The sequence below is a fragment of the Ensifer sp. Root1252 genome, assembly GCF_001425885.1.
Lineage (GTDB): Bacteria > Pseudomonadota > Alphaproteobacteria > Rhizobiales > Rhizobiaceae > Ensifer > Ensifer canadensis.
Genome location: NZ_LMDT01000005.1, coordinates 37,542 through 63,716, shown reverse-complemented (window position 1 = coordinate 63,716; position 26,175 = coordinate 37,542). Strand labels below are relative to the sequence as shown.

18 protein-coding genes and 2 pseudogenes are annotated in these 26,175 nt (G+C 60.0%); 8 read left to right on the top strand and 12 right to left on the bottom strand.

The window, feature by feature from the left end:
• Window positions 1–28: 28 nt before the first annotated feature.
• From ASD02_RS07360 to ASD02_RS07340, 5 genes are all read right to left on the bottom strand, one after another.
• Window positions 29–1,438, bottom strand: a complete 1,410-nt coding sequence (locus tag ASD02_RS07360; RefSeq protein ID WP_200951666.1) for a serine hydrolase — start codon at window positions 1,436–1,438, stop codon at window positions 29–31.
• A gap of 117 nt (window positions 1,439–1,555) precedes the next feature.
• Entirely contained in the window at window positions 1,556–2,746 is a 1,191-nt protein-coding gene (gene mhpT / locus ASD02_RS07355) for a 3-(3-hydroxy-phenyl)propionate transporter MhpT (RefSeq protein ID WP_057210768.1), read from the bottom strand.
• A gap of 387 nt (window positions 2,747–3,133) precedes the next feature.
• The gene (locus ASD02_RS07350) at window positions 3,134–4,576 is read right to left on the bottom strand and encodes an AMP-binding protein (RefSeq protein WP_057220428.1); all 1,443 of its coding nucleotides are present in this window, start codon (window positions 4,574–4,576) and stop codon (window positions 3,134–3,136) included.
• A 21-nt stretch (window positions 4,577–4,597) separates the two neighbouring features.
• A complete protein-coding gene (locus ASD02_RS07345; protein ID WP_057220427.1) occupies window positions 4,598–5,428 on the bottom strand; it encodes a p-hydroxycinnamoyl CoA hydratase/lyase in 831 nt (276 codons plus the stop codon).
• A gap of 12 nt (window positions 5,429–5,440) precedes the next feature.
• Entirely contained in the window at window positions 5,441–6,886 is a 1,446-nt protein-coding gene (locus tag ASD02_RS07340; RefSeq protein WP_156408374.1) for an aldehyde dehydrogenase, read from the bottom strand.
• Between the two features lie 112 nt (window positions 6,887–6,998).
• Between ASD02_RS07340 and ASD02_RS07335 the strand changes: the two genes are divergently transcribed.
• Window positions 6,999–7,442 carry a MarR family transcriptional regulator gene (locus tag ASD02_RS07335; RefSeq protein ID WP_057210762.1) on the top strand — a complete coding sequence of 148 codons (444 nt, stop codon included), beginning with the start codon at window positions 6,999–7,001 and terminating at the stop codon, window positions 7,440–7,442.
• 119 nt (window positions 7,443–7,561) lie between these two features.
• Window positions 7,562–7,681, top strand: a pseudogene (locus ASD02_RS40345) (WGR domain-containing protein); the annotation flags it as partial.
• A 244-nt stretch (window positions 7,682–7,925) separates the two neighbouring features.
• Here the strand turns inward: ASD02_RS40345 and ASD02_RS07330 are convergent.
• The 4 genes from ASD02_RS07330 to ASD02_RS07315 are packed head-to-tail and all read right to left on the bottom strand — an operon-like array spanning window position 7,926 to window position 11,323.
• The gene (locus ASD02_RS07330) at window positions 7,926–8,867 is read right to left on the bottom strand and encodes an arginase family protein (protein ID WP_057220426.1); all 942 of its coding nucleotides are present in this window, start codon (window positions 8,865–8,867) and stop codon (window positions 7,926–7,928) included.
• A gap of 16 nt (window positions 8,868–8,883) precedes the next feature.
• Window positions 8,884–9,672, bottom strand: coding sequence for an SDR family oxidoreductase (locus ASD02_RS07325; protein ID WP_057210753.1), 789 nt, complete (start codon window positions 9,670–9,672; stop codon window positions 8,884–8,886).
• A 20-nt stretch (window positions 9,673–9,692) separates the two neighbouring features.
• Window positions 9,693–10,850: an aminotransferase class V-fold PLP-dependent enzyme gene (locus tag ASD02_RS07320; RefSeq protein ID WP_057220425.1), complete on the bottom strand. Its 1,158-nt coding sequence runs from the start codon at window positions 10,848–10,850 to the stop codon at window positions 9,693–9,695.
• An 11-nt stretch (window positions 10,851–10,861) separates the two neighbouring features.
• Window positions 10,862–11,323 (bottom strand): RidA family protein, encoded by a 462-nt coding sequence (locus ASD02_RS07315; RefSeq protein ID WP_057210749.1) that lies wholly within the window; start codon window positions 11,321–11,323, stop codon window positions 10,862–10,864.
• A gap of 100 nt (window positions 11,324–11,423) precedes the next feature.
• On the opposite strand from ASD02_RS07315, the gene ASD02_RS07310 reads away from it, so the two are divergent.
• The 5 genes from ASD02_RS07310 (at window position 11,424) to ASD02_RS07290 (ending at window position 21,561) form a co-directional block, all read left to right on the top strand.
• On the top strand, window positions 11,424–12,269 hold the full coding sequence (locus ASD02_RS07310) for a LysR family transcriptional regulator (RefSeq protein ID WP_057220424.1): 846 nt from the start codon (window positions 11,424–11,426) through the stop codon (window positions 12,267–12,269).
• Between the two features lie 622 nt (window positions 12,270–12,891).
• The gene (locus ASD02_RS40340) at window positions 12,892–13,014 is read left to right on the top strand and encodes a hypothetical protein (RefSeq protein ID WP_277996345.1); all 123 of its coding nucleotides are present in this window, start codon (window positions 12,892–12,894) and stop codon (window positions 13,012–13,014) included.
• A gap of 257 nt (window positions 13,015–13,271) precedes the next feature.
• Entirely contained in the window at window positions 13,272–15,125 is a 1,854-nt protein-coding gene (locus ASD02_RS07300) for a hypothetical protein (RefSeq protein WP_156408373.1), read from the top strand.
• 19 nt (window positions 15,126–15,144) lie between these two features.
• Window positions 15,145–16,428 (top strand): hypothetical protein, encoded by a 1,284-nt coding sequence (locus ASD02_RS07295; protein ID WP_156408372.1) that lies wholly within the window; start codon window positions 15,145–15,147, stop codon window positions 16,426–16,428.
• 12 nt (window positions 16,429–16,440) lie between these two features.
• A complete protein-coding gene (locus ASD02_RS07290) occupies window positions 16,441–21,561 on the top strand; it encodes an FtsK/SpoIIIE domain-containing protein (protein WP_057220420.1) in 5,121 nt (1,706 codons plus the stop codon).
• Between the two features lie 15 nt (window positions 21,562–21,576).
• Here ASD02_RS07290 and ASD02_RS07285 read toward each other — a convergent pair whose 3' ends face one another.
• Window positions 21,577–23,088, bottom strand: coding sequence for a DNA cytosine methyltransferase (locus tag ASD02_RS07285; protein WP_244494187.1), 1,512 nt, complete (start codon window positions 23,086–23,088; stop codon window positions 21,577–21,579).
• Between the two features lie 88 nt (window positions 23,089–23,176).
• Here ASD02_RS07285 and ASD02_RS07280 point away from each other — a divergent pair, with 88 nt between their 5' ends.
• Window positions 23,177–23,647, top strand: a complete 471-nt coding sequence (locus ASD02_RS07280; RefSeq protein WP_057220418.1) for a very short patch repair endonuclease — start codon at window positions 23,177–23,179, stop codon at window positions 23,645–23,647.
• A gap of 240 nt (window positions 23,648–23,887) precedes the next feature.
• Here the strand turns inward: ASD02_RS07280 and ASD02_RS07275 are convergent.
• Window positions 23,888–25,400 (bottom strand): annotated as a pseudogene (locus tag ASD02_RS07275) (ISL3 family transposase).
• 194 nt (window positions 25,401–25,594) lie between these two features.
• Window positions 25,595–26,146 carry a hypothetical protein gene (locus ASD02_RS07270; RefSeq protein ID WP_057220417.1) on the bottom strand — a complete coding sequence of 184 codons (552 nt, stop codon included), beginning with the start codon at window positions 26,144–26,146 and terminating at the stop codon, window positions 25,595–25,597.
• Window positions 26,147–26,175: the final 29 nt, after the last annotated feature.

Here is a 26,175-nt window from a genome sequence, read left to right as displayed (position 1 = left end):
TGTACCAAGAGGCGATTGGATAGACGGATTATTTTGGGACCCAATTCGTCAGCGCCCCAAAGAAGGCCTCCGTCTCCGCATAGGGGGTGTCGTCGGCCGGCGGGAAATAGCTGAGCTTGACCATTACAGTCTGCGTGTCAGGGTCTACGTAGACGTACTGCCCCTGCAAACCTAAAGCTTTGTAGGCCTCCGATCCCTCGCGCGTCCAGAACTGAAAGCCGTATCCGCCCTCGGGGCCCGCCTCGGAACCTACCGGTGTGCGCGCCGTTTTTATCCAATCCGAGTTGACAACCTGGCGCCCATCAACAGTCCCTTCGTTCACCAGCATTTGCCCGAACCGAGCCCAGTCGCGCAATGTCGCGTTGAAACCGGCCCCGCTAAATTCTCTACCAACTCCAGGCTTTCCGTCCATGATGTAGAAGCCGTCCGCCTCTGCGCCCAAAGGCTCCCACAGCTTTTGGGTCGTATAGGCCGCAACTGTTCCGCCAGTGACACGTTCGATCACCCAACCGAGAATTGCAGTGTCGATGGTTTTATAGGCGAAGACCTCGCCCGGTTTGGCGGCAGTGCCAATGTCGAGCCCAGCATCGGCAAACCGCGCGACGTTTTTGACCAGAGCGTTGATATGATTGTTCGCGGCAATGCCCGGATTTGCAAAGTCGTAGCGCTCCTCGTAATCCACGCCCGAGCGCATTTCCAAAATCTGTCGAAGGGTCACCTCACGATATCCGCCTTTTTTCAGTTCTGGCAGGTATTTTACGACGGGATCGTCGATGGACGCGATGTATCCATCGGCAACTGCGGCTCCGACTAGCATGGCAGTGATGGATTTCGTCATGGACCATCCCATGAAACGGGTACTCGCATCGCTGTTATTGCGATAGATTTCCGTGACGATCTTGCCGTTTTTCATCACCAGGAATGCGTTTGTATAACTGCGTTCCAGAAATTCCTCGGCGCTGAAAGTCTTCCCGTTGAATTCATATGAAAAATCTAACTTATGATCCTCCCGCGGGAGGACCCATGCGGCGCCGGAGTGAGGCACGGTGCGAATGGTGAAAAGTTCGTCCATATTGCGGAAAGCAAACGCATTGACGTCGCCGTCATTCATATGCCAGCGCAATATCTGCGTCGCGATCGGAACGTCTGAAGGCTTACCTTTCGCAATCTCGTCAGGCAGTCGCTGTTGTGCCCCGGCCGTCGTGATGTTTAGCATGACGACCGTCATGGCGGCGGCGCCCAGATTGATCAATTTCTTCATTTTTCCTCCCATTTGTCTGTTGCGTCGAACGTGAACACATGTCCGCTCGACTGTTCCTTCGAAATCGCAGACGCTTGCCAATCGCACCGTCCATGGAATTTGCGTTCGACCAGCTGAAACGCGGCGCTGATAAATCCGCTCTCCAAAATTGCGGATGGTCGTCACCTGTGCAGCCATTTCGGCGCCCCCTGACGGCATATGAATCGACAGGACAGGGGAACGAACTGAATAGCTGCCAGTGTTGCAGGCATGACAACAAGGTGGGAAAGGCGGGCGCGCCAGGCGCCCACCTTTTCACGAGGTTGACGTCGCGCGCCTGCGGCGGGTCAAAAGCCAGGTCGCAATGCCGCCGAGAACTGCAATGGGCAAGATGCCCGTCAGCACTTCGGAGGCGCTCTGACCCGCGGCAACGAGTGCTCCTGCAAGCAGCGGTCCTGCCACCGATCCGAAGCGCCCCACCGCGACGGCAAGGCCGACGCCCTGACCGCGCACCTCTGCCGGATAGCATTGCGGTGCGATGCCGTAGAGCACTGCTTGCACCGAGATGATCGCTGCGCCAAGTATCGCCCCTACCACGAGCGTCACGAAGATATTCGCCGGTGCCACGGCCAAAAGCGCAAGCGCAACAACCAGTCCGCCAAAGGAACCGGCAACCCAAAAGGATCGGTTCCGAGCATCGAGCGCCACGCCCCCTAGAAGGCTGCCAGCCGCCCCAGCCAGATTAAAGGCAAGTTGGACCATCCCCGCTTCCGCCCGCCCGAAGCCGCGCGAGACCATAAGCGCCGGAAGCCAATTGAGCAGGAGATAAAGCACCAGTAGCGAAAAGAAGAAACCAGCCCAGAGCAATACCGTCGGCACGAGGTTGCCGCTGCCAAGAACTGTTCCAAGCCCTCTCACATCGCGCCCTTTGGGTGCCATGCGCAGATCGGGCAGGTTCATGACCAGAGGCACGATCATCAAGGGAAGGAGACCGCCGATCACAAACAGCACTCGCCAACCATCGCCCAGCCCGGCGATGGAGATCAGGCTGACCACGGCGCCACCCAAGGGAATGCCCGCATACATGAGCGCGACGGCGCGGCCACGGCGCTCCGCTGGTGCCGACTCCGATGCGATGGCCACGAGATTTGGGAGGGCCCCGCCCAGCCCTACGCCCGTCATGAACCGCATCACCAGCAGAGTCTCGTAATTCCCCGCTAACGCCGTTCCGATGGAAAACAATCCAAAGACGGCAAGCGAGATTGCAAGTCCTGCCCGCCGTCCATGCCTGTCGGAAAGCCATCCGCCTGCCAATGCGCCGAAGATCAGCCCGAACGTTGCAGACGAGAAAAACATCCCCATCTGGGCTGGCGACAGACCGAGCGCCGGGCCGAGGCGCGGCGCCGCGATGCCGGCGACCTGGATGTCGAAACCTTCGACAAGGGCTGCGGCGAAGCATATGAGTATGGCCCGGCTATTGCCGGCACCTGATGTTCCGATTCCCATCGATCCTCCAAAATCAAAATGGTGAGTGGAAGGCGCGTCTCCTCCTGCGACTTCCGTTCGAGGAAGATGTCGTCAGGGCATGTGTTATGTCAAGAAAAAACGCTATGTAAAATAGCGATATAAAATAGCAATCTTGCGGTTGTCGCGCAGCGGTGGGTCACCGTGCCAGGGTATCGGGAACGGTCTGAAGAACGTTCGCCCACGTCGCTATCCAGCCCGTCAAATGCAGGCCCAGATGTACTAATTGCTCGTTGAACGGGGTCACGATTTCGACCGCATGCACGGAATGGTCGGATATGCGCCGGGTCGACATCGGCGGCAGAACTCTCGGCACCCTGCCGGACAGAGTGGGCAGGGCACAGAGCGTCGCCAGCAGTCGGCGTTCGTTCACGCTGTGAGGAATTCGTCGCGCAGGATGTGCTTCATGACCTTGCCAGAGGCGGTGCGCGGCAAGGCATCGACGGTTACGAAGGTTTTCGGGATCTTATAGCGGGCGAGAGAGGCCTCGCAATGCTGGGCCAGCTCGTTCTCCGAAATCGCCTGACCAGGCACGAGCACCACGAAGGCACGGCCAACCTCGCCCCAGCGCGAGTCGGGCACGCCGATAACAGCGACCTCGCGTATGGCTGGATGGGCGGCCATCACGGATTCGACCTCAACCGGATAGACGTTCTCGCCACCTGAGATGAACATGTCCTTTCGCCGGTCTACGATAGTGATGTAGCCATCAGTATCTGCGCGGCCGACATCGCCCGTTCGCAACCAACCATCCGCGCCGAGCGCGCTGTCCTCCCGGTTCCAGTAACCCCTAATCACGTTCGGGCCGTGCACCAGCACCTCGCCCTCGGTTCCCTGAGGCACCTCCCGCCCCTCTTCGTCAACTAACCGTACGCGAGTAAGAGGGCCGGGCAGGCCGACCGCGCCGGCCTTTTCGCGCACGATCCGGGCCGAGAGAGGCATTCCCAGGATCGTGCCGCATTCCGTCATGCCGTAGCCGTCGACCATTGGTACGCCACGGTCCAACCACCAGTGGATATGCGCCGCCGGATTCGGCGCGCCGCCGGTGAACAGGGCTTTCAGCGCCCATCGATCCGGCGCAAAATTCCTCGCGTGGCGTAGCCCCTCGGCCATTTGAGGGACACAGAAGTAATGTGTGACACGCAACGCCGGATCGGCCAGCCGCGTATTTGTCAGTTCAGGATCGAACCCGGGTGAGATCAAGCATGTCCCGCCGCGCAGGAGCGCGGGCCAGATCTGTGTTACCAAGCCGATGACGTGGAAAATCGGCGTGTCGCAAAGGAAGACGCTGTTGCTGTCCACTTCGCCTAGCACGCCGAAATTGACAGCGGTGGCCAGGAGGCAGCTCGCGCTCAGCATCGCGCCCTTGGGGGTGCCGGAGGTGCCGGAAGTATAGAGGATCGTGCAGGTCTCAGACTGCGAACGAGGCATGCAACGGTCACCCGGCACGGCCAGTTCAACAGCTTCAGCAAAGCCCGTCAGGTCACGATACAAATGCTTCGGTGCGCAATCGGCCAAAAGGATATCGATCTCGGGTTCGGAAAGCCTCCAGTTCAGCGGAACGAAAATACCGCCCATGCGGATTAACGCTTGCTGCATCACTACCTGCCAGCCCGAGTTACGAGCTAATACAGCCACGCGGTCGCCTTCCGTCACTCCCTTGGCCCGCAGTACCGCTACGGCGCGCTCAATGTCAGCATCCAACGCCGCGTAGGTCCATTTCTTGCCCGTAGCGAGGTCGAGACACGCAAGAGCATCGGGCCGGAGGCGCGCGTGAAGCGCCACCGGGTCGGGGGTCGTAAAGTCCAGCATCACATCTCCTCCCTGAGATCGTCAGCCTGCCTTGCGTGACGTGTCGTAAGCGCCTAGGCCGGGCTTGTAGCTTTTCTCGTCGATGAACTGACGGATTCCCTCCTTCCGCCCCTCGGCATCGTAGGAGTTCGCGGCCTCTTGCGCACGGACGAGGTAGTCCTCGGCGTCGTCATAGCTCATCGGGCCGACGCGACGGACAGCGTCCTTGGTGGCCTTCAGCGCGACGGGATTCTTTTCCAGAAGCACCCTTGCGACCTCCATCACGCGGGCCTTCAACTCTTTCAAGGGCAGGCTCTCGTTCACAAGGCCCCAGTCGGCAGCGGTCTTCCCGTCGATCGGCTCGCCGGTCATTGAATGATACATCGCCTTGCGGAAAGGCAGCAGCTCCACCGCAACTTTCGTCGCCCCGCCGCCGGGCAAAATGCCCCAGTTGATCTCGGAGAGGCCGAACTTCGCCTCGTCGGCCGCAAAGGCCAGGTCGCAGGCGAAGAGCGGTCCGTAACCGCCGCCGAAGCACCAGCCGTTGACCATGGCGATGGTCGGCTTTTGGTACCAGCGCAGCCGCCGCCACCACCCATAGCTTTCGCGCTGCGCTTTGCGGGTGCCGGCAAGACCATCGGCCTCAGTCTCGCGGAAGTATTCCTTCAGGTCCATGCCCGCGGTCCAGGCGGAACCTTCGCCGGTCAGCACCAGCACGCCGACGTCGTCGCGGAATTCCAGCTCGTCCAGCGCCTCCATCATCGCACGGTTCAGCGTGGGCGACATGGCGTTGCGCTTGTCGGGGCGGTTGAAGCGCAGCCAGGCGATTCCGTCCGCGATATCCCAAATCACAGTATCAATGTCGTTTGCCATGTGTTTGTCCTTTCAAATGGGGAAATGTCCGGGCTGAGTCTCGATCGTGATCCAGCGCAGCTCGGTGAATTCTGCTATGCCGGCGCGGCCACCGAAGCGACCGTAGCCCGACGCACCGGTGCCACCGAAGGGCATTTGGGCCTCGTCATGCACAGTGGGTCCGTTGACGTGGCAAATGCCGGACCGTATCTGCCGCGCCACCGCGATCCCGCGCGAGATGTCGCGGGTAAATACTGCCGCCGACAGCCCGTACTCGCTGTCGTTGGCAAGCCGTACGGCGTCTTCTTCATCCTTTGCGCGCAGTATGGCGACTACGGGACCGAAGCTCTCCTCGGCATAGATCCGCATCTCCGAGGTGACGCGGTCCACGACCTGCGCGGGCATTAGAACGCCCTCAGCCGTGCCGGCGCTGGTCACGATGGCTCCTTTCGATTGCGCGTCCTCGATCAACGACTGGACCTTCGTCACCGTATGCGCGTCCACGACCGCACCCAGAGGGGCCTTGCCCTGTGCCGGATCTCCCGCCTTCAGCTGCGCGGCGCGGGCGGTGAATTTCTGCACGAAAGCATCGGCAACTTCGCCCACGACGATGATGCGTTCGGTGGACATGCAGATCTGACCTTGATTGAAGAAGGCTCCGAAGATTGCCGCCTTGACCGCCTCGTCGATATTGGCGTCCTTCAGCACCAGAAGCGGAGCCTTGCCCCCCAGTTCCAGCAGGCAGGGCTTCAGCTGCCTCCCAGCGCGTTCCGCAATGATCCGGCCCACCTTGGTTGACCCAGTGAAATTGATGCGTCGGATCGCCGGGTGGTCGATCAGCGCTCCGACGATCTCGGCCGCATCCTCGGGGGCGTTGGTCACGAGGCTGACAAGTCCCGGCGGAAGGCCGCCTTCCTCCAGCGCCTCAACGATTAACGCGTGCGTGCGAGGGCAGATTTCGGACGCCTTGAACACCACGGCATTACCGCAGGCGAGAGGTGTGGCAAGCGCGCGCACCCCAAGGATAACAGGCGCGTTCCAGGGCGCGATGCCGAGACATACGCCCGCGGGTTCGCGGATGCCCATCGAAAGGCAGCCCGGTTTGTCCGAAGGGATCACCTCGCCCGAGACCTGCGTGGTCAGGGCCGCAGCCTCGCGCAGCATCGATGCGGCGAGCATCACGTTGAACCGCGCCCAGCCTTCGGTTGCGCCTATCTCGGAAGCCATTGCGGTGACGAAGGCGTCACCCTTCGCTGAGATCGCGTCGGCGGCCTTAAGCAGTACCGCGCGACGGGCGTTAGGACCAAGGGCAGCCCATGCAGGGAATGCATCGGCCGCCGCTTGCGCGGCTGCACGAGCGTCTTCGACGCTGGCGGCGGCAGCCTCGCTGGCAAGTGCGCCCGTCACCGGGTTATATCTGCGAAACGTGCGGCTCGCTGCCCGCTCCGCCCCCGCGATGCGAAGATTGACAATGCTCACGACAGTCCTCCAAAAATGCTGCCCAAATCGTTGGGCATATCGCTCGAACGGAAACTAGCGCGAAGATTGCTATCTTGCATAGCGGTTTTTTTAGAAAGGTGTCTGACGGCAAATGAATGACAATGAAAAGAGCGCCTTGCTCAACTTGGTCGGCTATCACCTCCGTCGCGCATCTGTCTTTGACCTTAACGGAGCAGTGGAAGCACTGGCCCAGGTGGATGCCCGCCCAATCAGCCTGAGTGTGCTGTTGTGCATGGTCGAAAAGCCTGGTCTGACCTCGGCCGAGATTTGCCGCATCCTCGGCATGCAACGCGCCAACATCGTACAGTTCCTCACAGATCTTGAGGCGAAGGGGCTGTTCACCCGCGAGGCGGAGGCGTCCGACCAGCGCGTCCAACGGTTATTTCCGACACAGGCCGGCAGGGAAGCAGCTGCCGATTGGCTGCATCGCCTGAACGAGCACGAGGACCGGATGCTGGAACGGCTAGACGCGCAAGAACGTGCCGAACTTCGACGCTTGCTGAGCAAGGTCTGGATGGATGCGCCCGGGCGCTAACCGCTTAGCGTACGAAGTCAGGCTTCCATCAGCAATGTGAATCGGTTCGCCCCAACCGATTCAAAATTCTGATTGGACGCAGAATCTCCGGCACGCAATGCTGTGTCCATGACCCAGCACTGTTCCCCAGCCTCTACTTTCAACGGATAGATCCAGGTCGAAACATGGCGCGCTATTATGCGTTGTCGATACAGCCAACACTCTTTGGCGAGATTACCCTCATTCGGGCTTGGGGACAGTGGCGCTCCTGTGCGAAATTGCCCGCCTCGGGCTATGTGCCCAAGGCGAGCCGTGGAAACTTAGGGTACGGCATCGAGTGTCGGGCGCTTGGGACAGAAATCGATGAACCACGACTTGCAGCGACGCGCTCACAGGCCGACTAGATATCGCCAGCATCTCCAGCGCTGTTGCCGTGCTCTTCCCCTCCCGGTGCCAGCGCTCATGAGCAAATGACAGCGATCCGCGCTCAATTGCTAGAAATGCTCAAAGCCGTTGCAGCCGCACTTGGCGAGGATCTGCGTGAGCGAGGATTGCGAGCACCTCGCGTGGCTCAAGGCCACCTACTTCCGGGGTGCCGGTGCCCGGCGTGAACGCGGGATCAAGGCTGTCGACGTCGAAGCTGACATAGGTGGGGCCGCCCGAAATTACCTTGATAGCCGCTTTAATCACCGCCTCCACGCCCATTTGCTGGACCTCCTCGGCATGGATGACGGTCATTCCGGAGTCGTAGGAGAACTCCCAAAGGTAATCGCCGCCACCACGGATGCCGATCTGGATCGTCCGCTTGGGATCCAGGACGCCGTCCAGTACTGCGAGCCGGAAGGGGCCGCCGTGGTGGAACTTGGCACCTTCGTAGATGCCCGCGGTGTCGCAGTGGGCATCTATGTGCAACATTCCCATCGGGCCATGCTTGCGAGCCAAGCCCTTGAGGATGGAGTAGCTGATGGAATGGTCACCGCCCACCGCAAGCGGCACCACGTCGCTTGCGGCAAGTGAACCGAAAAACACCTCGATGTCGGCGTGGCAGCCTTCCAGGTCGAACCTGCTCCTCATCGGGACGTCGCCGATGTCGGCAACTTTCAGCACGGTTGACGGGGCCGCCTTGAGCACCCGATTATAAGGTCCGACGCGCTCGACCTGCCTAACCGCCTTGGGACCCAGGCGCGAGCCGGCCCTGTTCGTGACCCCGAGATCCATGGGGACGCCGACGAGTGCTACGTCGATGCCCGATATCGTCTGACCGGAGAAAAGCGCTTTGGCGGCGTCCTCAACATAGGGCGCGTCGAGGAACGTCCGAACGCCCTCAAAGGGCCATCTTCTGCGATCGCCCGTAAAAAGACCGTCCGCGACCGCCTTCAACGCCGGATCATGAATCGCGCCGCCAGTAGCGCCGGAGTACTTCGTCCTAAGATCTTCGAGTTCCATTTCCCGCACCTTCCAGCTACAGCATCGATCTGCTAAGGCCGCCGTCCACGGGCATCGCCACCCCCGTGACATAGCGAGCCTCGTCGCTTGCGAGGAACGCCACGACGGCCCCGAATTCCTCGTGTGTCCCGTAACGGCCGATCGGTATCTCGGCTTGGCTTTCCCCGGCGATCACGGACGGATCAACACCGCGGTCAGCCGCGTCCATAGTGTCGAAATACACGGTGCGCTCCGTGGCGAACCTTCCTGGAAGGACCACGTTCACGGTGACCCCATCGGCGGCCACTTCCAGCGACAGCGTCTTCGCCCAACCAGCGAGAGCCGAACGCAACGCGTTGGAAGCAGTCAGCCCAGAGATAGGCTCCTTGACGCTCGTGGAAGACACCGCCACGATGCGGCCGAACTTCCGAGCCCTCATGCCCGGCAGAAAGTGTGACGCAATCCTCACCTGGTTGAGGAACATCGCACCGAACTGCTGAAGCCAGATCTCCTCCTCGAACTTCGAAGCCGGAAACGGCGGAGGGCCACCTCCGTTGAGAAGCAGTATGTCGACGTGCCCCATATGCCGATCGACCCAGCCTAGGAGTTCGGACACGCCCTTCTTCTCCAACAGGTCGCAAGAGAAGGACATCGCCACGCCGGGCTTTCCTTCGAGCTTTGCCTCGGCCGCGCGTAGAGTCGCTTCGTCGCGGCCCACAAGCGCCACGTCGACCCCTTTGTCAGCCAAGGCTTCAGCTACGCCGAAACCCAGTCCTTTGCTGCCGCCCAGTACCAGTGCGGTCTTCTTCACGTTTGCTGTGCTCATCTGTCCAATTCCCTCTTCCGTCACGCGGCCTCGGCCGCTTCCGCGGCGATCTCGCGCACGGCCTGGACTAACTTTTCGATGTCTGTGTCAGTGTTGCCAAAATGGACCGAGGCTCGCAGGATTTCCGTGATGCCTCTGATGTCCATGTCGAACGGCGTGTATCCGACGCCGTTCTTTCCGATCGTGATCCCGCGGGCTGCGAGAAGCTCCTTCACCCGCTGGCATGGAATGCCTTCGATGGCGAAAGTCACGAACGCGGCCTTGTCGCGGCCGAGGTCGAGAATGTTTACGCCGGGCACATCCGTGAGCCTGTTGCGGAGCTCCGTGGCGAGTGCGTTGAGCTTCACCCGGGTGTCGAACGCATTCAGGCTCAGGGCTCGCTCGAGCGAGTCGATCAACCCCAGGCGCAATGCCACGGCGAACTCGGCGGTTTCCACAGCTTGAGCACTCTGGTGGATGGCCGCGCGCCCGACGTCGAGCTTGGCGGAGCGGTCGTCCACGCGCCTCGGAACCATCGACACCGCGAGCCTGGGCGAGATATAGGCGAGAGCCGTTCCGCGTGGCCCCCGCAGAAATTTCCGGCCGCAGGCGACTAGGACGTCGCACCCGATCTCCGACACATCGACCGGTAGTTGTCCGATCGCCTGGCTGGCGTCGATCATGTAGAAGGCTCCCGATTTCGCTTGGCGTAACGCCTTGCCGAGCGCCTCGGCGGGATTGATAAGAGCGCCACTCGCACCAACCCAAGTAAGCGCCACTATCTTCACGTCGGCATCGAGAGACCTCACCACCGCCTCGACGTCTACCGCGGTGGTTTCATCCCACGGCATCACCGACATTGAGGCGCCCGAAACATGGCACGCATGCTTCAGGGCAAGCACGTTGCCGATCCACTCCTGGCGGCTTACCAGGACGCGGTCGCCCGCCTTGAGCGGCACCGAAGCGAGGATGTCGCCGTAAAGCTGACCGTGACCGGTCCCGAACGCGACGTCCGTGGCCGCGCACCCCAGGAGACGGGCCGCCCTCGCATATCCAGCCTCCAAGCGGTCCGCGACGGCCGCCCCAGCTTCCATGGGACCCAGTTCCGCTTCGCGGCGGAGATGCGCCACTATCAATTCGACTGTTTCCGGAGCAAGGATGCTTGCGCCCGCGTGATTGAAGTGAATGACAGGCGGCATCTCGCTCTCCTTCAGCGCACGTGGAAGACCGCGTCGATTTCGACGGGAACATTGGCCGGAAGGCCACCCATGCCGACCGCGCACCGGGCATGCTCCCCACGCTCGCCGAATAGGGCATTCATGATTTCCGAAGCGCCATTGCCGACCTGAGAGTAAGCGGTGAAGCCGGGAACGGCGTTGATGAAGATATTCATCTTTGCCATTTGCACGACACGGTCGAGATCGCCGTCGAGCGCTTTTTCGACCCAGTAAACGATGTTGGCAGCGCATATCTTCGCGCTCTGGAGCGCCGTCTCGACGTCGATTTCCTTGCCGACCTGGCCGATGTAAGCGATTTCGTCGGCCACTTCCGGGATCTGGCCGGAAACGTAAAGCGTGTCGCCAATTCGCTTGGTCGGCGCGAAGGGGAGATCTGGCCGGCTGAGCCTGGGCCAGTTAACGCCGCACTTTTCGAGTTTTTCCTTGTAGCTCACGACAGGTCTCCGTCACCATTTTTACTGTGAGGGGAGGTTGTCGTCTGACCGCCATGCTGTGTAGTGTTATAATTCTTAGAAAGCTATAAGGATATTTTATATGGAGCTGAACTTCGACACGAGGCTGTTGCAAGCCTTCATCGCGGTTTCAGAAACTGGGACCGTCAGCAAAGCCGCGGATCGTCTCGCTCGAACGCAGCCCGCCGTGAGCATGCAATTGCAGCGTCTTGAGATGGATCTTGACACGCAGCTGCTCGTCCGTTCCCACAAAGGTGTCTCCCTGACAGACGCCGGGGAGACTTTCCTTGCCTACGCCAGGAAGACGATTGCCCTTGGCGAGGACATGCGCAGGCAAATCGTCGGCAAAAAGCTTTCGGGCAGAGTTCGGCTCGGTATGGTGGAAGATCTCGCCGTCACCAGGCTGCCTTCGGCTATCGCGGACTTCAAGAGGCGTCACCCCTCGGTGGAGATCGATTTGAACTCCTCGCATTCGGCAGACCTCGCAAGGTCGCTGGTGGATGGACGTAGCGACATTGTCGTGGCCGACCCCGCCCGCTTTACAACAACTCCGACTGGCTTTATCTCCCGCCAGCTCATCTGGTGCGCGAGTCGCATGCTGGAAGTGGACGAAAACGCCCCCATACCCATCATCATCTTCGACGGCTCCTGCTCATGGCAGGATCGGATGTTCGCCCTTTTGGCCGAAGACGGAATAGAGTGGACCGCGGGCTGCAGAGCCTCGACCTTCTCCGCTTTGATCTCAGCATTGCGGGCAGGTCTCGGCATCGGACTTCTTCTGCAGGAAGGCCTGCCCGCGGATTGCGAAAACCTCCAAACAAAGTACGGGCTGCCGCCTGCGCCGACAGCCGAATTTGGCGTATATGTGTGTCAGAAGTCTCCTGAACTCGTAGACGAACTCGCGACCTTTCTACGTGCTGGGTTCTAACGGCGCCTTGCGGTGTCCAGGGTTTTTGGAAGCCTCAAAACACGAGCGCGGCAGCGGTGTTCGCCAGCGTTCATGTCTCTTGGCTCAGACCCTCGAAGAGATGCGCTGGTGGTTATTCATCCAGGAGGGCCATTATCGCTTCGCGATGTCGGCCGGGAAACTCCCAGAACATGTTATGCGCCTCTGCCGTGCCGATGACGTCCGTTCAATAGCCTCATCGTAATGCTGGCGCTTGCCTGGCGATCGAGTTTCTCGAAAACCCACGGAAGCATCAATTGGTCGGCTAAAGATCGGAATGGTGGCGCCGGAATCAAATAGGAACAGGTGCCCGGCTTCGTTTCCGAACCAATGACCGACTTCATCGGAATACACACCTGAACCGACGATGAGGCGCAAAAACGCCCCGACCGCATAGGCGGCCGGGGCGCTGCTTGGGAAAGTATGCGTCTCCTGACCCGCAGGAGCGGTAACGTTTAGCATGCAGACCAGCGTCAACCGGGGCAGCTTCCAGTCGATACATTATGCGAACCTAGACGCACAAAACAGGAACAAATTACAAACTTGAATAAGCCTGTGCGTCGGTCATCTGTTTTGTCTCGTAAAAAGTGATCGTTATTGAAGTATGGCCGATGAGCCTCATGATGATATTGAAATGGCGGCGAAAGGACGCAAGGCAGAAGACATCGTCACAAAGCGGTGTCAGGTTGAAGTGCTGATTAACCTGCAGCGTGGTGCGGCCATCTGACGTCGACAATACCGGCAGGTTTTACCGACCGCAGTTGGCAGCTCTTCCTGATGAAGGAGCGATGAGTGTCTGGGTCAGGCGGGTCCATCATCACCTCATGCATGACCCGCCTGTCGCGGGATCACCAACCTTTGCCTCAATGGTTTAGTTAGGGGGCTTGAGTGTTTGCCCGAGTTGTGTAACCGCTTGTTGTGCTCCTGCCACGGAGGGCGGGCGGGGGCGCTTTCGAACCAAGAAATGCTTGTCGGAGTAGCGGATTGCCGGAGAACACGAACCCCCACGTCGACAGAATGGCACGGTTCCTGCCGTTCGATCCCGCCCATGACCAGATCTATGAGGAGTATCAGCTCGCAAGGGACTCTCTCAACCTCGATACCGTCGCGTTTCAGTACGTGATTCAGGCGGTGGAGTCGGGCGCTGACATGGTTGTCCTGACCGGCGACGCTGGCCACGGGAAGACGCATCTCTGTCGAAGGGTAATCGAGCGGTTCCTCGGATACGACGAGGAAGAGGCAAGGAGGCTCATCAACCAGTCTTGCGATGGCCGGCAGATCATAGAGCCCAGGATGCAGGGAGACGCAGATCGCGCCCTCAGGATCTTCAAGGACTTCTCGGAGTACGCTCCGGAAATCGCTGCCGGTCTCGTTGAAGAGTCGGCGGGCAGCAAGGCTGTTACCATCATCTGTGCGAACGAAGGGCGGCTGCGAGCCGTCCTGTCCTCGGGCAGTGCCGGCCCACGTTGTCTCGAACTCCTCGCCAGTTTCGAAAGCTCCTTCACCAATGGACGCGCCAGTCGGGACGGCCGCATTCACATCGTCAACCTGAACCATCAGTCCACGGCAGCAGGCAATGACGGGCAGTCGCTCGGCGATCGTGCAATCCGGGAGTGGACTTCAGGTGTCCGCTGGAAGAACTGCCAGGATTGCGACGCGCGGGCGGCCTGCCCGATCAACCGGAACCGGGAGTTGCTGTCGCAGCGTGCGGACGAACGCCTCGCCGCAACAAGAAAGCAGAAGCTTCGGCTGCTCTTCGCAACGCTGGAGCGGATCGGATATGTCATCACCATCCGGGACATGCTGATGGGTATAGCCTACCTTCTGACCGGAGGGTTGAAGTGTGAAGACGTCCACAGGATGAGGCGGCGTCGCCGGAAGGGTTGGCAGCAGGCCTACGCGTACTACAACCTTGCCTTCGAGCTGCCGGATACGCTCTCCGTGGAACAGTTGAAGAGCCTACCGCTGATGCAGCAGCTTGCAAGACTGGATCCCGGGAGGCGGGCCATCAGGGAGATCGACGAGCGCATCGTGAACGAGCAGGAGATCTTTGCTCACGGTCAGCTGGATCTCCAGTTCCAAGGTCCTTCTTCCTCTGCAGATGACCTGATCGATGCAGCCGATGGTATCGACGAGATCATCGGAGATCCACGCAACAAGAACCAGCGGGCCGACGAGGCCGCAAACGTCGTTCGGGTGGTCAGGGCGCTGAGGCGCCGGGCCTTCATGGATGGCATCAGCGGTGACACGCTGGAGATGACGAATCTCGGCTTTCCGCATGGCGCGGACTTTCTTGCCATCGTTCATGGTCAGCTGGATGTGCCAGAACGGACGCGCCTGAAGCAGAAGGTGATAGCTGGACTGCACCATATCCAGGGACTTCAGTTCTCGGAAAAGGTTCCGACCCTGCATCTTGTCGATCCGGCATTCGGACGATCGATGTCTGGAACCGCCATCCTGGCTGCGAGAATCAGGCCAGCCAATGTCGACCTGATCGCTCTCTCGGAGAAGTGGGGAAGAAGTGACGAGGCTGACCACCATGTGAAGCGAAGCGTCGACTGGATAGACCGGCACGTGGTCCTTCGCATCGTTGACCAGAAAGGCCCGCCCCATGATCTCCTGCTCGACCTGATGACATTCGACTGCATCCTAAGGGCAGCCGCAGGGCACGTTCCCACCAGGTTCTATGAGCACGACATACGAAGGGTCGCCAGCTTCCTGGGGCGCATTGCCCAGTCGGCACATGCCAGCACCGACCAGATCAATCTCATCAGGGATGGCCGGTCGCAAACGATCTCTATCGACGGCAGCACCATACAGGTCGGTGCAGGAGCCTGAAGGAAGGATGAGCCTGTCCATGCATGATGGTGCGAATATGAAGCCCCTGAAGGGGCCGGATGTTTCCCGCCAGCTTTTCGGAGGTGTCCTGGATTTCGATGCGGCAGGACACTATCCCGGCCTCGAGCTGCTGAACCTTGTCTACTGCGGTCCTGACGACGAGCTCCTCCCGACCGGGGAACAGGTCAGGATCATCCGCCGCTCGCACGATTTCGGGCGACGGCTTGTCTGGGACGGAGGCTTCAAGGATGATCCGCGCAGACACGACGTGCTGCTCGACGACCCTGTCGCGGAAGAGACCCTGCGGGAATTGCTTCGCTGCCTGCAGCTGGACATCCCGAACGGAACGACCGAACCCAAGTGGTCGAGGGCGCACTTCTTTCCCTACACTCCATCGCTCATCCACTGGGACGCGCGCGAGCGCCACGGTCAGGTCCGTCTCGAGCGCCTCTACCTTCGGGGTGGAGGAGCTCTGGTATTCAGGATCCTGAGATCCGACCCCGACGAAGCGCGGCTGAAGCGGGTCAGGGATGGTTTCCGGCAGCTGTACTCGGCAACGGCAGGGAGCCCTCTGGAGCTCCTTGCGGAGTTCATCAACGGACAGAGCAGGATGGACAGTCAGCCCGTTGTCGACGAGATCGAACGGCACACGCGGGCCAACCTGGACGATTTCGAGGATGTCTACCGCGATGGCATCGTCAACATCCTCGAGCAGCGGGATGCGACTTCGGTTGCGAAGGTCCGCGCCGTCATGGGCTGGACCGGCTTCTGGCTAGTCCTCATGCAGAATCGGCGCGCCCGACAGATCCTTGATCTCGAGGATAGTCCGATCATCTGTGACTGCGGGGCAGGCAGTCCGCAATTGCGGCGGGTTTCCCAGCGCTGCCTGCAGGAAGTGCTCGGCAACATCGTCACTGCTGTGGGGACAGGCATTACGCCACCCCAGCGGAACAAGATCCGCAGCTTCTTCTGGGCCACGGCGTCGGCGAACGGATTTCTCAACAGCTGGAGGGGAAGAAAGCACTTCACCTTTTCTGTCGATGCCCTCGAGATGATTGTGCTTGCGACAATCCCCACAGGTGGGGAGCTCCCGTTCGAGAGGTTCGCGACCGAAATCCTTTATAATCGTCTCGGAATCGCCGTTGGCCGCACCGCAGCGGAAGCCTCGGGTCTGGTGAACTCGATCGATGCCAGCATCTTCGAAGAGAACGAGGCCCAGCTGGCGCTTCAGATGATCGCGGCCGGACTTGTGACCCAGTATTCCGACGCCACACGCATGGTCAGCCAAAGAACAGCTTCGTAACCGGATCACGAAATGAGCGAAACCGAAAAGATTATTGCAGGCACGGCGTTCGAGATCGTTGCAAGAAGCCTCTCACTCAATGGCGGATCAGAGCGAAACTCCTTCAGACTGAAGAACCTGACGAAGGACGAAGCGCTCGAGTTCATCCACACTTGGCAGAGCGAAGCATCAGGGCGCAATCTCGGCCTCGTGCGTCTCCTGGTCGCCAGCGATTCTCACGAGGATTTCCCGGCGGACTTCAGAGCTGACACTCATCATTCGATTACCTACTATCGGAACAGGAACGAGCATGGTCTCGTCTACATCGAGACCAAGGTCCAGAGTGACGAGCAGGGGTTGAAGAACCTCTTCACGCTGCGGGACGTCAACTTCCTCGATGGCACGTTCGACAGGGAGGGGGAGTTCTCGGTTCCCGATGAGATCGTCCGTCAGGCACTGCGTGTGGCTGGTTCTCCTGATCCAGGGGGCAATGAGCTCCTTCGTGCACGTCTTGTGGAGGTCCTCACGGAGCTCAAGGGTGTGGGCACCACTGTCCCGGTGAGGAAGTTTGCAGCCTTCGTCCGGGCGGCGGCAAGGGAAGTGACTGCCGGATCGACGATCTGGACGCCGGAGGAAACGGATGCGCTGGTCGGCAGATGTCTTGTGCATCTCGAGATGTTCCCCGACGAAAGCTGGCGTCAGTCCACCGGACGCGCTGGTCGGCGTCTCTCCCTGAATCTCCTCCGGTCCGAACTGGCTGCATCGCCCTCGGCGGATCTTGATGCCGAAAAGGTCGCCGAAGACTGCCTCAGAACCAAGTTTGCCGACGAAAAGGGCGTCCAGCATGGTTCCGAAATTCAGACCCACTGGCGCAACGAATGTCGCGAATACTGTCTTGGCCCGAGCCGCGCACGAAGGGAACGGATTCCCTATCGGATCTTCGAGCAGGTATTCAGCAAGGACGTGAAGGGATTGCCACTGGGGCAACGGCTTGCCGAGGAAATAGCGGACAGTGCTATCTCGAGAAAGCCGGAATATGACGAACTGGGGGTCGAAGCAGGGCTGAACAACCGCTCTGGCGACGATGCCCGCAGATTCCTTGATAGCCTGCCTGACGATGCGGGACAGTTACCCCTGAAGGCGCTTCTTTCGAAACAGACCCTCCGGATGGTGGAGAAGCTTGCAGCACCCGCTGCCGAGCGGATCCAGAACCCCCTGATAAAGCTCTCCCGCGTTGTGGGAGACTTCAGGGAACGTCACGTTCGGGAGGAAGGCGAGTTCAGGATCGAGCTTCGGGCTGGCCAGGCGCTCGCCGAGCAGCACGGGCCAACGGCCGGGCTGTTCGCCTTCCTCTACGGGCGGTCGCTGGTCGGGATACAGGAAACTCTTGCGGATGGCATGGGGTCGATCTCGTTTCAGGTCGATGAACGTCTGACACGGCAGATGCCGGTACCTCCGCTGAGGAAGGAGATCGATCCCGAGGCCGACGAGACCGACAACCTCTCATCGGAGGAGGACGAGGGAACAGTCTGGCGACCGCTTCCTCTCGAGTTCATCTTCGTGAACGCGAAGGATGGCACGGAGCTCGACAGCGAAACCGCAGTCGAATGGTTGCCGGATGACCTGCCGTATCTTGCGCTGTTCTGGATATCGGTCTGCGGCGAGGACAGGGGCGACGTGAGCATGGAGCTTCATGCTCCCTCCAATCGTGGCGGCGAGGCGTGGATCGAGGAAGTCGCGCACCGGGTCCTTCCCTTCGCGAACAGGAGAGCACGACCGATAGGGAAGGAAGTGCTCGGGCACCCGGTCATCAGCCGCCTGATTGATATCCGGTCCCGGTTCCGGCAGGAGGCGGAAAGGGACGGCCTTTCCGCAGAGATGCTTAACAACATCTTCGATCAGTGGTCGGTTCTTCTGGCCGAAGCGCGGCAGGTCTTCGTTCCCGATGGTGACATCCCCACTGGCATGCAGGAGTTCCTGAACGCCGATTGCGTGCAGGGCTTCGACGGCGATCGCGTTCTCATGCTCCAGTCGCACCCGCTGAAGCTCAGGTGGATTGCTGCCTATCTGACGAAGTCGTCCAGGCTTGCGGCGGATTCCATCGAGGGATCCCTCAAGCTGAACGAGCACAACGAGAATCTGTACCTGAACTGGATAGAGGGTCTTTCGCCCCACCAGCAGCCTGCGCTGCACACGGCGCCGGAGGGACACGTCCTCTTTGCGGACGGTGAACGAGGGTGGACCGAGAATTTCCAGAAGGCTGCCTCTTCCGGTGGAACGGCATCAGGAGACCGGCTCCACGCGAGCCTTGTGTCCGAGGTCATCCGTCAGATAACGGCCTATCTCCACGCACATCCCTACAAGATCGACGGTCTGCGGATCCTCATCGTCACCAGTTCTGCCAGCGCGTTGCCGGCTGATATCGTCCAGGGCGTTCGCAGGGCCGAGTTCCGGAATCTGGTCCTGACGATCGAGTTCGTGGCGCCAAAGGCATGTCGGGATGAGGCCGCGCGGCACCTCGAGCTGGTGGACACGGACAACCGGCTTTCGGGAGGAGCTGCGCTCTTCCCACCGGTGCAGCTCAATCTGCACGATCTGGACAGGGTTAGGGAAAACCCGGAGGAGGCGCTCGAAAGGATTGTCTGCGATCTCGCGATCGTCCCGCAGTTCCTTGACGAGAACATAAGCACCGATGCGAAGACGGAAGACGAGTCTGCGTCGATCGGGAGGTTCGACCCCCTTCTCGATGATCCGACCTATATTGCGTCAGGGGCGGGAGCTGCGGCGCTCTGGGTTTCGCTGCGTCCCCGGATGTCGGACAAGGCGCTTTCGGACTGGTCGACCCTCGTGGTCAGGCATGATCGTCGGAACCCAGTTGCTGCGGATCGTCCGGAGGCCACCGATTTCATCGACATCCGTATCAATTTCCACAACACGGCACGCTTCTTCGGAGTCCTGCACAAACGCTCGCACTGGGTGATAACGGTCGAACGTCACATAACGAGGGAGCAGATCGAAAGACTTGAAAGTCGCCCCGAAGTACTTTCCCTGCGAGACGGCGTCGGACCCGGTGGCCTCTTCACGCTGATCGTGTCGTCCGACTCCGGCAGGCAGTTCGTGGTCGACAGACTCAGGAGGAAGCTGAAGCGCATTGCCACACTGACAGGCAGCCCCGAACTTGCAGATGCAAAGGCAGGGAAGCTTGCCCAGAGGATCTATGAGGAGGCGAGGCAGATCTCTCCGAGGCTCACCCTGGACGCGCTTGGGATCTCCCGGGTCACCGAGGAAATCCTTGGATTGAGCATCGCACGTCAGATCGCCGACCGGCAGTTCCCCGTCGAGACGAAGGAAGGCTTTGTCGCCTGGATCTCGCTCGACGAGCATCCCGAGTGGTTCGCGTCGGCAGGTTCGATGCGCGCCGACATGATCAGGCTGGCCGTGAACCTCGGGGGCGATGGCCTGTCGGTCGACCTGCTGGTACTGGAAAGCAAGTTGAGACGCTCCGGCTACGATCCGCATGGGGCGGAGCAGGTCTACAAGAGCCTGAAGATGTTCGATTCCGTCTTTCCGATGGATTCCGAGCCGGATCGAATTGATGGCCAGCTCTGGCGAGAGACGCTGCTTGCGGCAGTCGACATCGTCAGCGAACAGGCAGTCCGTATATCGGCGGACCCGGGATCGGGAAGAATCCCACGCCGCTCGAGGGTTTCGGAAGTGATCAGGGACCGCTTCCGGAAGGGCGATTTCTCGTCGGTGAAGGTTGCCGGGCTCTATTCCATCTGCGAGTACTCGCATCTTCGGGAGATGACCATCGAGACACATGATGCCGACCCGCGCGTACAGATTGTCTTGACCGGTGGCAGGTCGCTCGTCGAAAGGTCTGCCGGCCCGGTGGTGCATGAAGCGGTCGAAGCAGAGCCTCCGAACACAGGCTTTATCGAGCCGCCGGCCCTGTCTGCCACTCCTGACATCGCGGTAGCTGCCATCGATCTCCCGACACCCGTGCCCTCAGATCCCGATGTCAGGACGGAAGATCCGGATCGCACCGAGCGCCCGACCGAACAGACAGTGCCAGATCCGGACGTCGGCGTGGTCCGCAACCGATTGGGCGCTGCGGAACTCGATCGAAGATACCAGTTGATGCTCGACACGTTCGGCCAGTACGGCATCAGCGTCAACAAGACGGAGCCCGGGGTCGAGCACGCCATCGAAGGACCGGCATCGATCCTCTTCCGGCTGCTGCCTGGCAGGGGCGTCGAGCCGAAGAAGCTCATCGAGAAGAGTGACGCACTGAAGCTCGCGCTGAGGCTCAATGCGTCACAGGAGATCCGGTTTGCAATCGATGAAGGCTACATGACGATCGATGTGCCCAAGCTGGACAGGGATCGATACTTCGTCGATGCGGCCGATCTCTGGTCTCGATGGCAGCGACCTGAAACGGGCCTGACGGTCCCCCTTGGCGAGGACCGCTTCGGAAAGATCGTGGCGATCGACTTCACGTCGTCGAACTCCCCGCATCTCCTGATCGGCGGGACTACCGGCAGTGGCAAGTCCGAGGCGCTCAATACCATTCTCGGGGGCATGACAGCCCACTACACTCCGGATGAGGTCAAGCTGCAGCTGATCGATCCGAAGGGAACCGAACTTCAGCATCTTGCTGACTCGCGGCACGTGGAGGGCCAGATCGGCTGGGACGAGGACGATGCGATTGCCATCTTGGAACGGGCTGTGGACGAGATGCAGGAACGTTACCAGATGTTCAAGGCTTCGAGGGTAAGGACGCTTGCGGAGTTCAATGCGCAGGCCCCCGCAGCGGAACGCCTGCCGAGGCGGGTCATCGTGCTTGACGAATATGCTGATCTCACGTCCGAACCGGAGGCCAAGAAGACGATCGAGATGCATCTGAGGCGCCTTGCGCAGAAGGCGCGCGCCGCCGGCATCCACGTCATCATCGCTACCCAGAAGCCGGATGCCACCGTCATCAGCACGAACCTGAGGTCGAACCTGCCGGCGCAGCTTGCACTGCGCGTGAAGAGCTCCGTGGAAAGCCGTGTCATCATGGATGATGCCGGCGCGGAGTCACTGACTGGGAAGGGCGATGCGTTCTTCAAGGAAAGTGGTGTGCTCACCCGCGTGCAGTGCGCGCGGATCTGACCCCCGTCCGGACCGTCAGCTGATGGCGGACCGGACGAGAGCTGCAATCTGGCGCGCCAAGAATGGCGGCACCGCATTTCCGACCTGGACGTACTGCTGCGTCCGGTTTCCGAGGAAGAAGTAGTCGTCGGGGAATGTCTGAAGACGTGCGGCCTCCCGCACGGTCAGGCTGCGGCACTGGATCGGATCCGGATGAATGAAATAGTGCCCGTCCTTGGATATGTGGCTCGTCACGGTAGTCGAGGCTTCTTCTGCGATCTGCACGCGGAAGCGGTCGTTGAAGACTCCACTGTGCCAGTTGCGGTGGTCCGGGCTTAGCGCGAGAGGAAAGTCTGCAGCCTTCGGGCTGTACCCGTTCACTGTTCCGAAGACCGAGGCGAACAGGTAGCGGCCAAGATCGGATGCCATGTGCCCGCGTGTCTCGTGCTGTGCGAGGGCGCGCAGCTCCGGACGCTCCAGCCATCGCAACAGTTCGTTGTTGGATGTGCCGTAGCTTTCGGGAAGTCGCCCGTCGATCCTCCGGCGCGAGGTATCGATCGCCATCTGCTCGGCCACTGACTCGAATGCATTCCGGAGTGGCTCGTTCCCCGTCTCTTCATGCAAGCCGGCCAGAAACAGTGCCGCGTCCGCCACCTCACGTTCCCATGCTGCGGCATCGTCCGCACCACGGCTGATTCCGCTGCGCAATGGGGGCAAGGCACCGATCGTCTCGCTGACTGTGCGCGCCGTTCTTGCAACCTCGATGCCGGTACTGTCTGCCTTCTTCGCGAGATCCGACCTTATACCGACAATGATCACTCTGTGGCGCCTTTGTGGAACTCCGAACTGCTCGGCCCTGACGATGAAGTCGGATGGATGCGACACAGGCCGAAGGCTGGCCCTGCCGTCCTCGATCCGTATCGCGCGAAGTTCGTACTGATGCCCACGGCCCGTGCCTAGCGACGACAGGTCTTCCATCAGCATCTCGAAGACGAGGCGGCTCTCCACGGTCGAGGAAAGGATCCCCTTGACGTTCTCCATGACGAACGCGGCTGGCCGAAGCCTGTCCAGCACGCGGATGTACTCTCGGAACAGGTAGTGTCGTTCATCCTCCTCGGGGACGTAGCCGACCTTGCCCCTGGATCGGGCGCGACCCACAAGCGAATATGCCTGACATGGCGGGCCGCCGATCAGTACCGTGTCGTCGTATTCGGCCTTGAGTCTGGCAATCGCCGAATCGATCGCGCTGGCGGCAGCCTCGGTTCCCAACTCGAGTGCTCGCGCTTCCTCGCATGCGAGCTTCCAGGCTTCGGCGTCGACTTCGGACCAGTCGGGTTCCGCAATCGCGCCTGCATGGAACCGGATGAATTTGTCCGGCAAGGCGCCGTGGCGGATACGGTACTCGCGCAGGAACGCTCGCAGCGTGAGGGTCCGATGTGCAGAGGCCTCCTTCTCGACCGAGATGCCGATTCGGAACGGTGCATGACCATCTTCCACGAAAGACGCGAATCCTTCCCCGAGCCCACCCGGGCCGGCAAACAGATCCACAATGCCGAATGTTGAAGGCAAGGCAGGCTCCTGACAAGTTTCAGCCAGCCGGTGTATACTACGTTCGGAGTCAAAGACCAGGGTGCAGATGACCGATATCGTGGATCAGCAGACACGGTCCCGCATGATGTCGGGGATAAGGGGCAAGAACACCAAGCCGGAACTGCTGCTTCGACGAGAACTGCACGCCCGCGGTTTCCGTTTCCGACTTCATTCCGGCAAGGTACACGGCCGACCGGATCTGGTTCTGCCCAAGCACCGCGCGGTGGTCTTCGTGCATGGATGCTTCTGGCATCGTCACGAAGGGTGCCGTTATGCCACGACACCATCGACGCGACCAGAGTTCTGGCAGGCAAAGTTCGAAGCGAATGTGGCGCGGGATCGTGCGGTTCGCTCTGCTGTCCTGGCAAGCGGGTGGCGCATGGCCACGGTCTGGGAGTGTGCCCTCCGCAAACCCAATCAGATAGAGGCAACCATCGCAGAACTGGATGGCTGGCTCGTCGGCGATGCAACGGAGATCGAACTGGGCAGTCCCGGTCTTCATTGCGATCGCGGATGATGCTCCGGTCCCGAGCTGGTCTCGCGGGTCTCTCCGCATAAGTTTCCACGTCGATGATGCCGCGCGCCTCAAAGGCTTTCACCCGTACGTCCCGAATGGATGTCGTCGGATAGCTGCCAAGTCCCATTTCGCGGCGCTTGCCGGTCGCAGGTGACAGGAAGCGCCAGATCCACTTTCCGCTGCCGGGACTGCTGCCGGTCGGGTTCCGTCCTGTCGCTTTGCAGTTAATCGGGTTCATCCTCAACTTCTGTGATTCAGCGGCGGCATTCTCGCCCTCATCAGCTCTGGACCGGCGAGACCGTACATTGCTCGCTTCAGCATCTTGAGGCGGTTGATCTGCCCTTCGGCTTTGACCGTTGCTCCATGGGAGTTCGATTGCATTTTTGACGGCATCAATATCCCGGCGCAAAACGCTGGCGAAACGCATGATTGCCGTGAGCTCGGTATCAATGGCATCGTCGATCCATTCATGCAGTGCCTCCGAACTCCTGCTGCGCAAGATGCCGTTGAAGCGCATGGCCAAGCCACGCATTATGGCGAACACTGTCGAGCCCTACTTCAAGGCAATGACCTTTCTGGCCTGACGATCTGTCAGCAGGCCGCGCGGTTTTATGCACAAAGCTGCGGCCACGACAGACGAGATCATATGGCCGGTGTCAGGATCGCGGCGGGTTCTGAAACATCCACATCTGGAGGCGAGTCGTCGGGTTGAATGTTTTCGGCTTCACGCCAGACCTTCAACAGGCGCTCCAGATTGGAGCGGCCGCCCGTGTAGCCGCGGTACTTGATATCGTAAAACAGATGGCGCCCACTGCAGTTTCCGTTCTTCCAGCATTCAGCCAGAAATGTTTCAAAATACAATGGCGATGTCGCATTCAATGCTGCCCGGTTTCTGTCTCGAGGTGCGTTGGAAGTAAGCCAATTCGCGATGCTGCGGCGCTCGTATCCGCCTTGCAATCTCGCTGTAGGTGAGGCCCTGCTGGCGCAAAGCTTGAAGCGTGTCGAATATTTCCTGACGGAATTGTCTGTGCGCCAAGCGGGCTCGGCGGTGTTGTGCCGTAGCGCTGGTAATAGCATCTTCGGAGAGAATGGGTCTCACATGGGCGTGACCATAAACGCTCATCTGTTCCTTGATCGCCGCCCTGAGATTTTGGACCAGATGAAAACGGTCAGCCACCTGGCGGGCCTGCGGCGCGCCTTCCCGGGCTGCCTGGGCATACAGACCACAACGATCTCGGCTAACGACCTCGATAGTCGGACGTTCTTGGAACCATGCTTTTGCGCTCTCGACGCTGCGGTCGTCCAGAAGCTCGACGACCGAATGATGCTCGAGATCGACCATGATCGTGCCGTGCCGCGAGGAATGCCGCCAGCTCCAATCATCAATGCCCACAACCCGAATATTGTCTTTTTGCATGGACGCCGGATTCATGTGCTTCAATTGCCGCAAGATCGTGTCGTCGCTGACCGGCATGCCGAGCCGATGCATCAAGTATTCAGCCGGGCGACCGCCCATCCTGTGGCCAATCAAGCCTACAATCTCAGCCATCCGTTCAGTTCGTCGCATGTAGGGTGAAGCAACCTCAGGCAACCTGTCGGTGAAGGTTCGTCGCCCGCATTTCCGGTGTCTACACTGCCACCGGTTCAGTGCGAGTTTGATTTTCACAACTTGACCCTGAACAGGCAAGTCCTGGAGGCGGCGGTTGTGCCAGCCGTGCCGGTGCCGGCTTCGCGTTCCGCAATCCGGGCAGATACCGACAGGTTTCGCAGCGGCAGGTCAGTCAACCCGTGTATTTGACAAACGCCAGTTCATCGCTATCTCGCTATCCTCGGCACAGACTGACGAAGAATGTGGGAAATGGCCCGATCCGATTTTTGAAAAGGCGAGCGTCAGACGTCCGCCTTAGCCATCGACTCACTTAATGGCGCCCCGAATGAGGTCATTTTTCAGTCTGATACTTGCAGTTCGCCAGACATGAGTCTGCCCGTACACTCGCGGCGTCGCCCATCGACTACCCGAATGAGGATAATTCGCGTCGCTTCAGCAATATCGCCAGTTAATTGCCCGCGAAAATTGTCCAAGAAGTGGTCCATCATTATCGATGGCTCTTTGTAGAGTTTCCCGGCGCCTGGATCGTACCCGAGTTGAAATCTCATCCGGGTGAGAACTTGCTCACATTCCGAAGCGAAGTTCCATGTTGGAGGAATGGGAGGATAAGGAAATCCGATGGCATACACTGTCAGGTAGCCACTATCCGGATTGTAGCCAGCGCCAGTCTCGTACTGACGAAGTCGCTTATCAGGCATCTCCACCTCGATGCCTTGTTCTCGGAAACGTTCGTGCAAATCTCGTTTGAGTGAATAGAGCCCAAGATCGAAAGCGGAAAGTGGAGTGTTGCGAAGTTCGGTAATGGCGTCAGCAGTATCAGCACTCGCGATTTCGCCCCTGAAAATACAGCTCGCGAAAGCGGCAATCAACAAAACCCTATAGAAACGCATTAATTCCCCACAGAGCTATCCAAAAAATG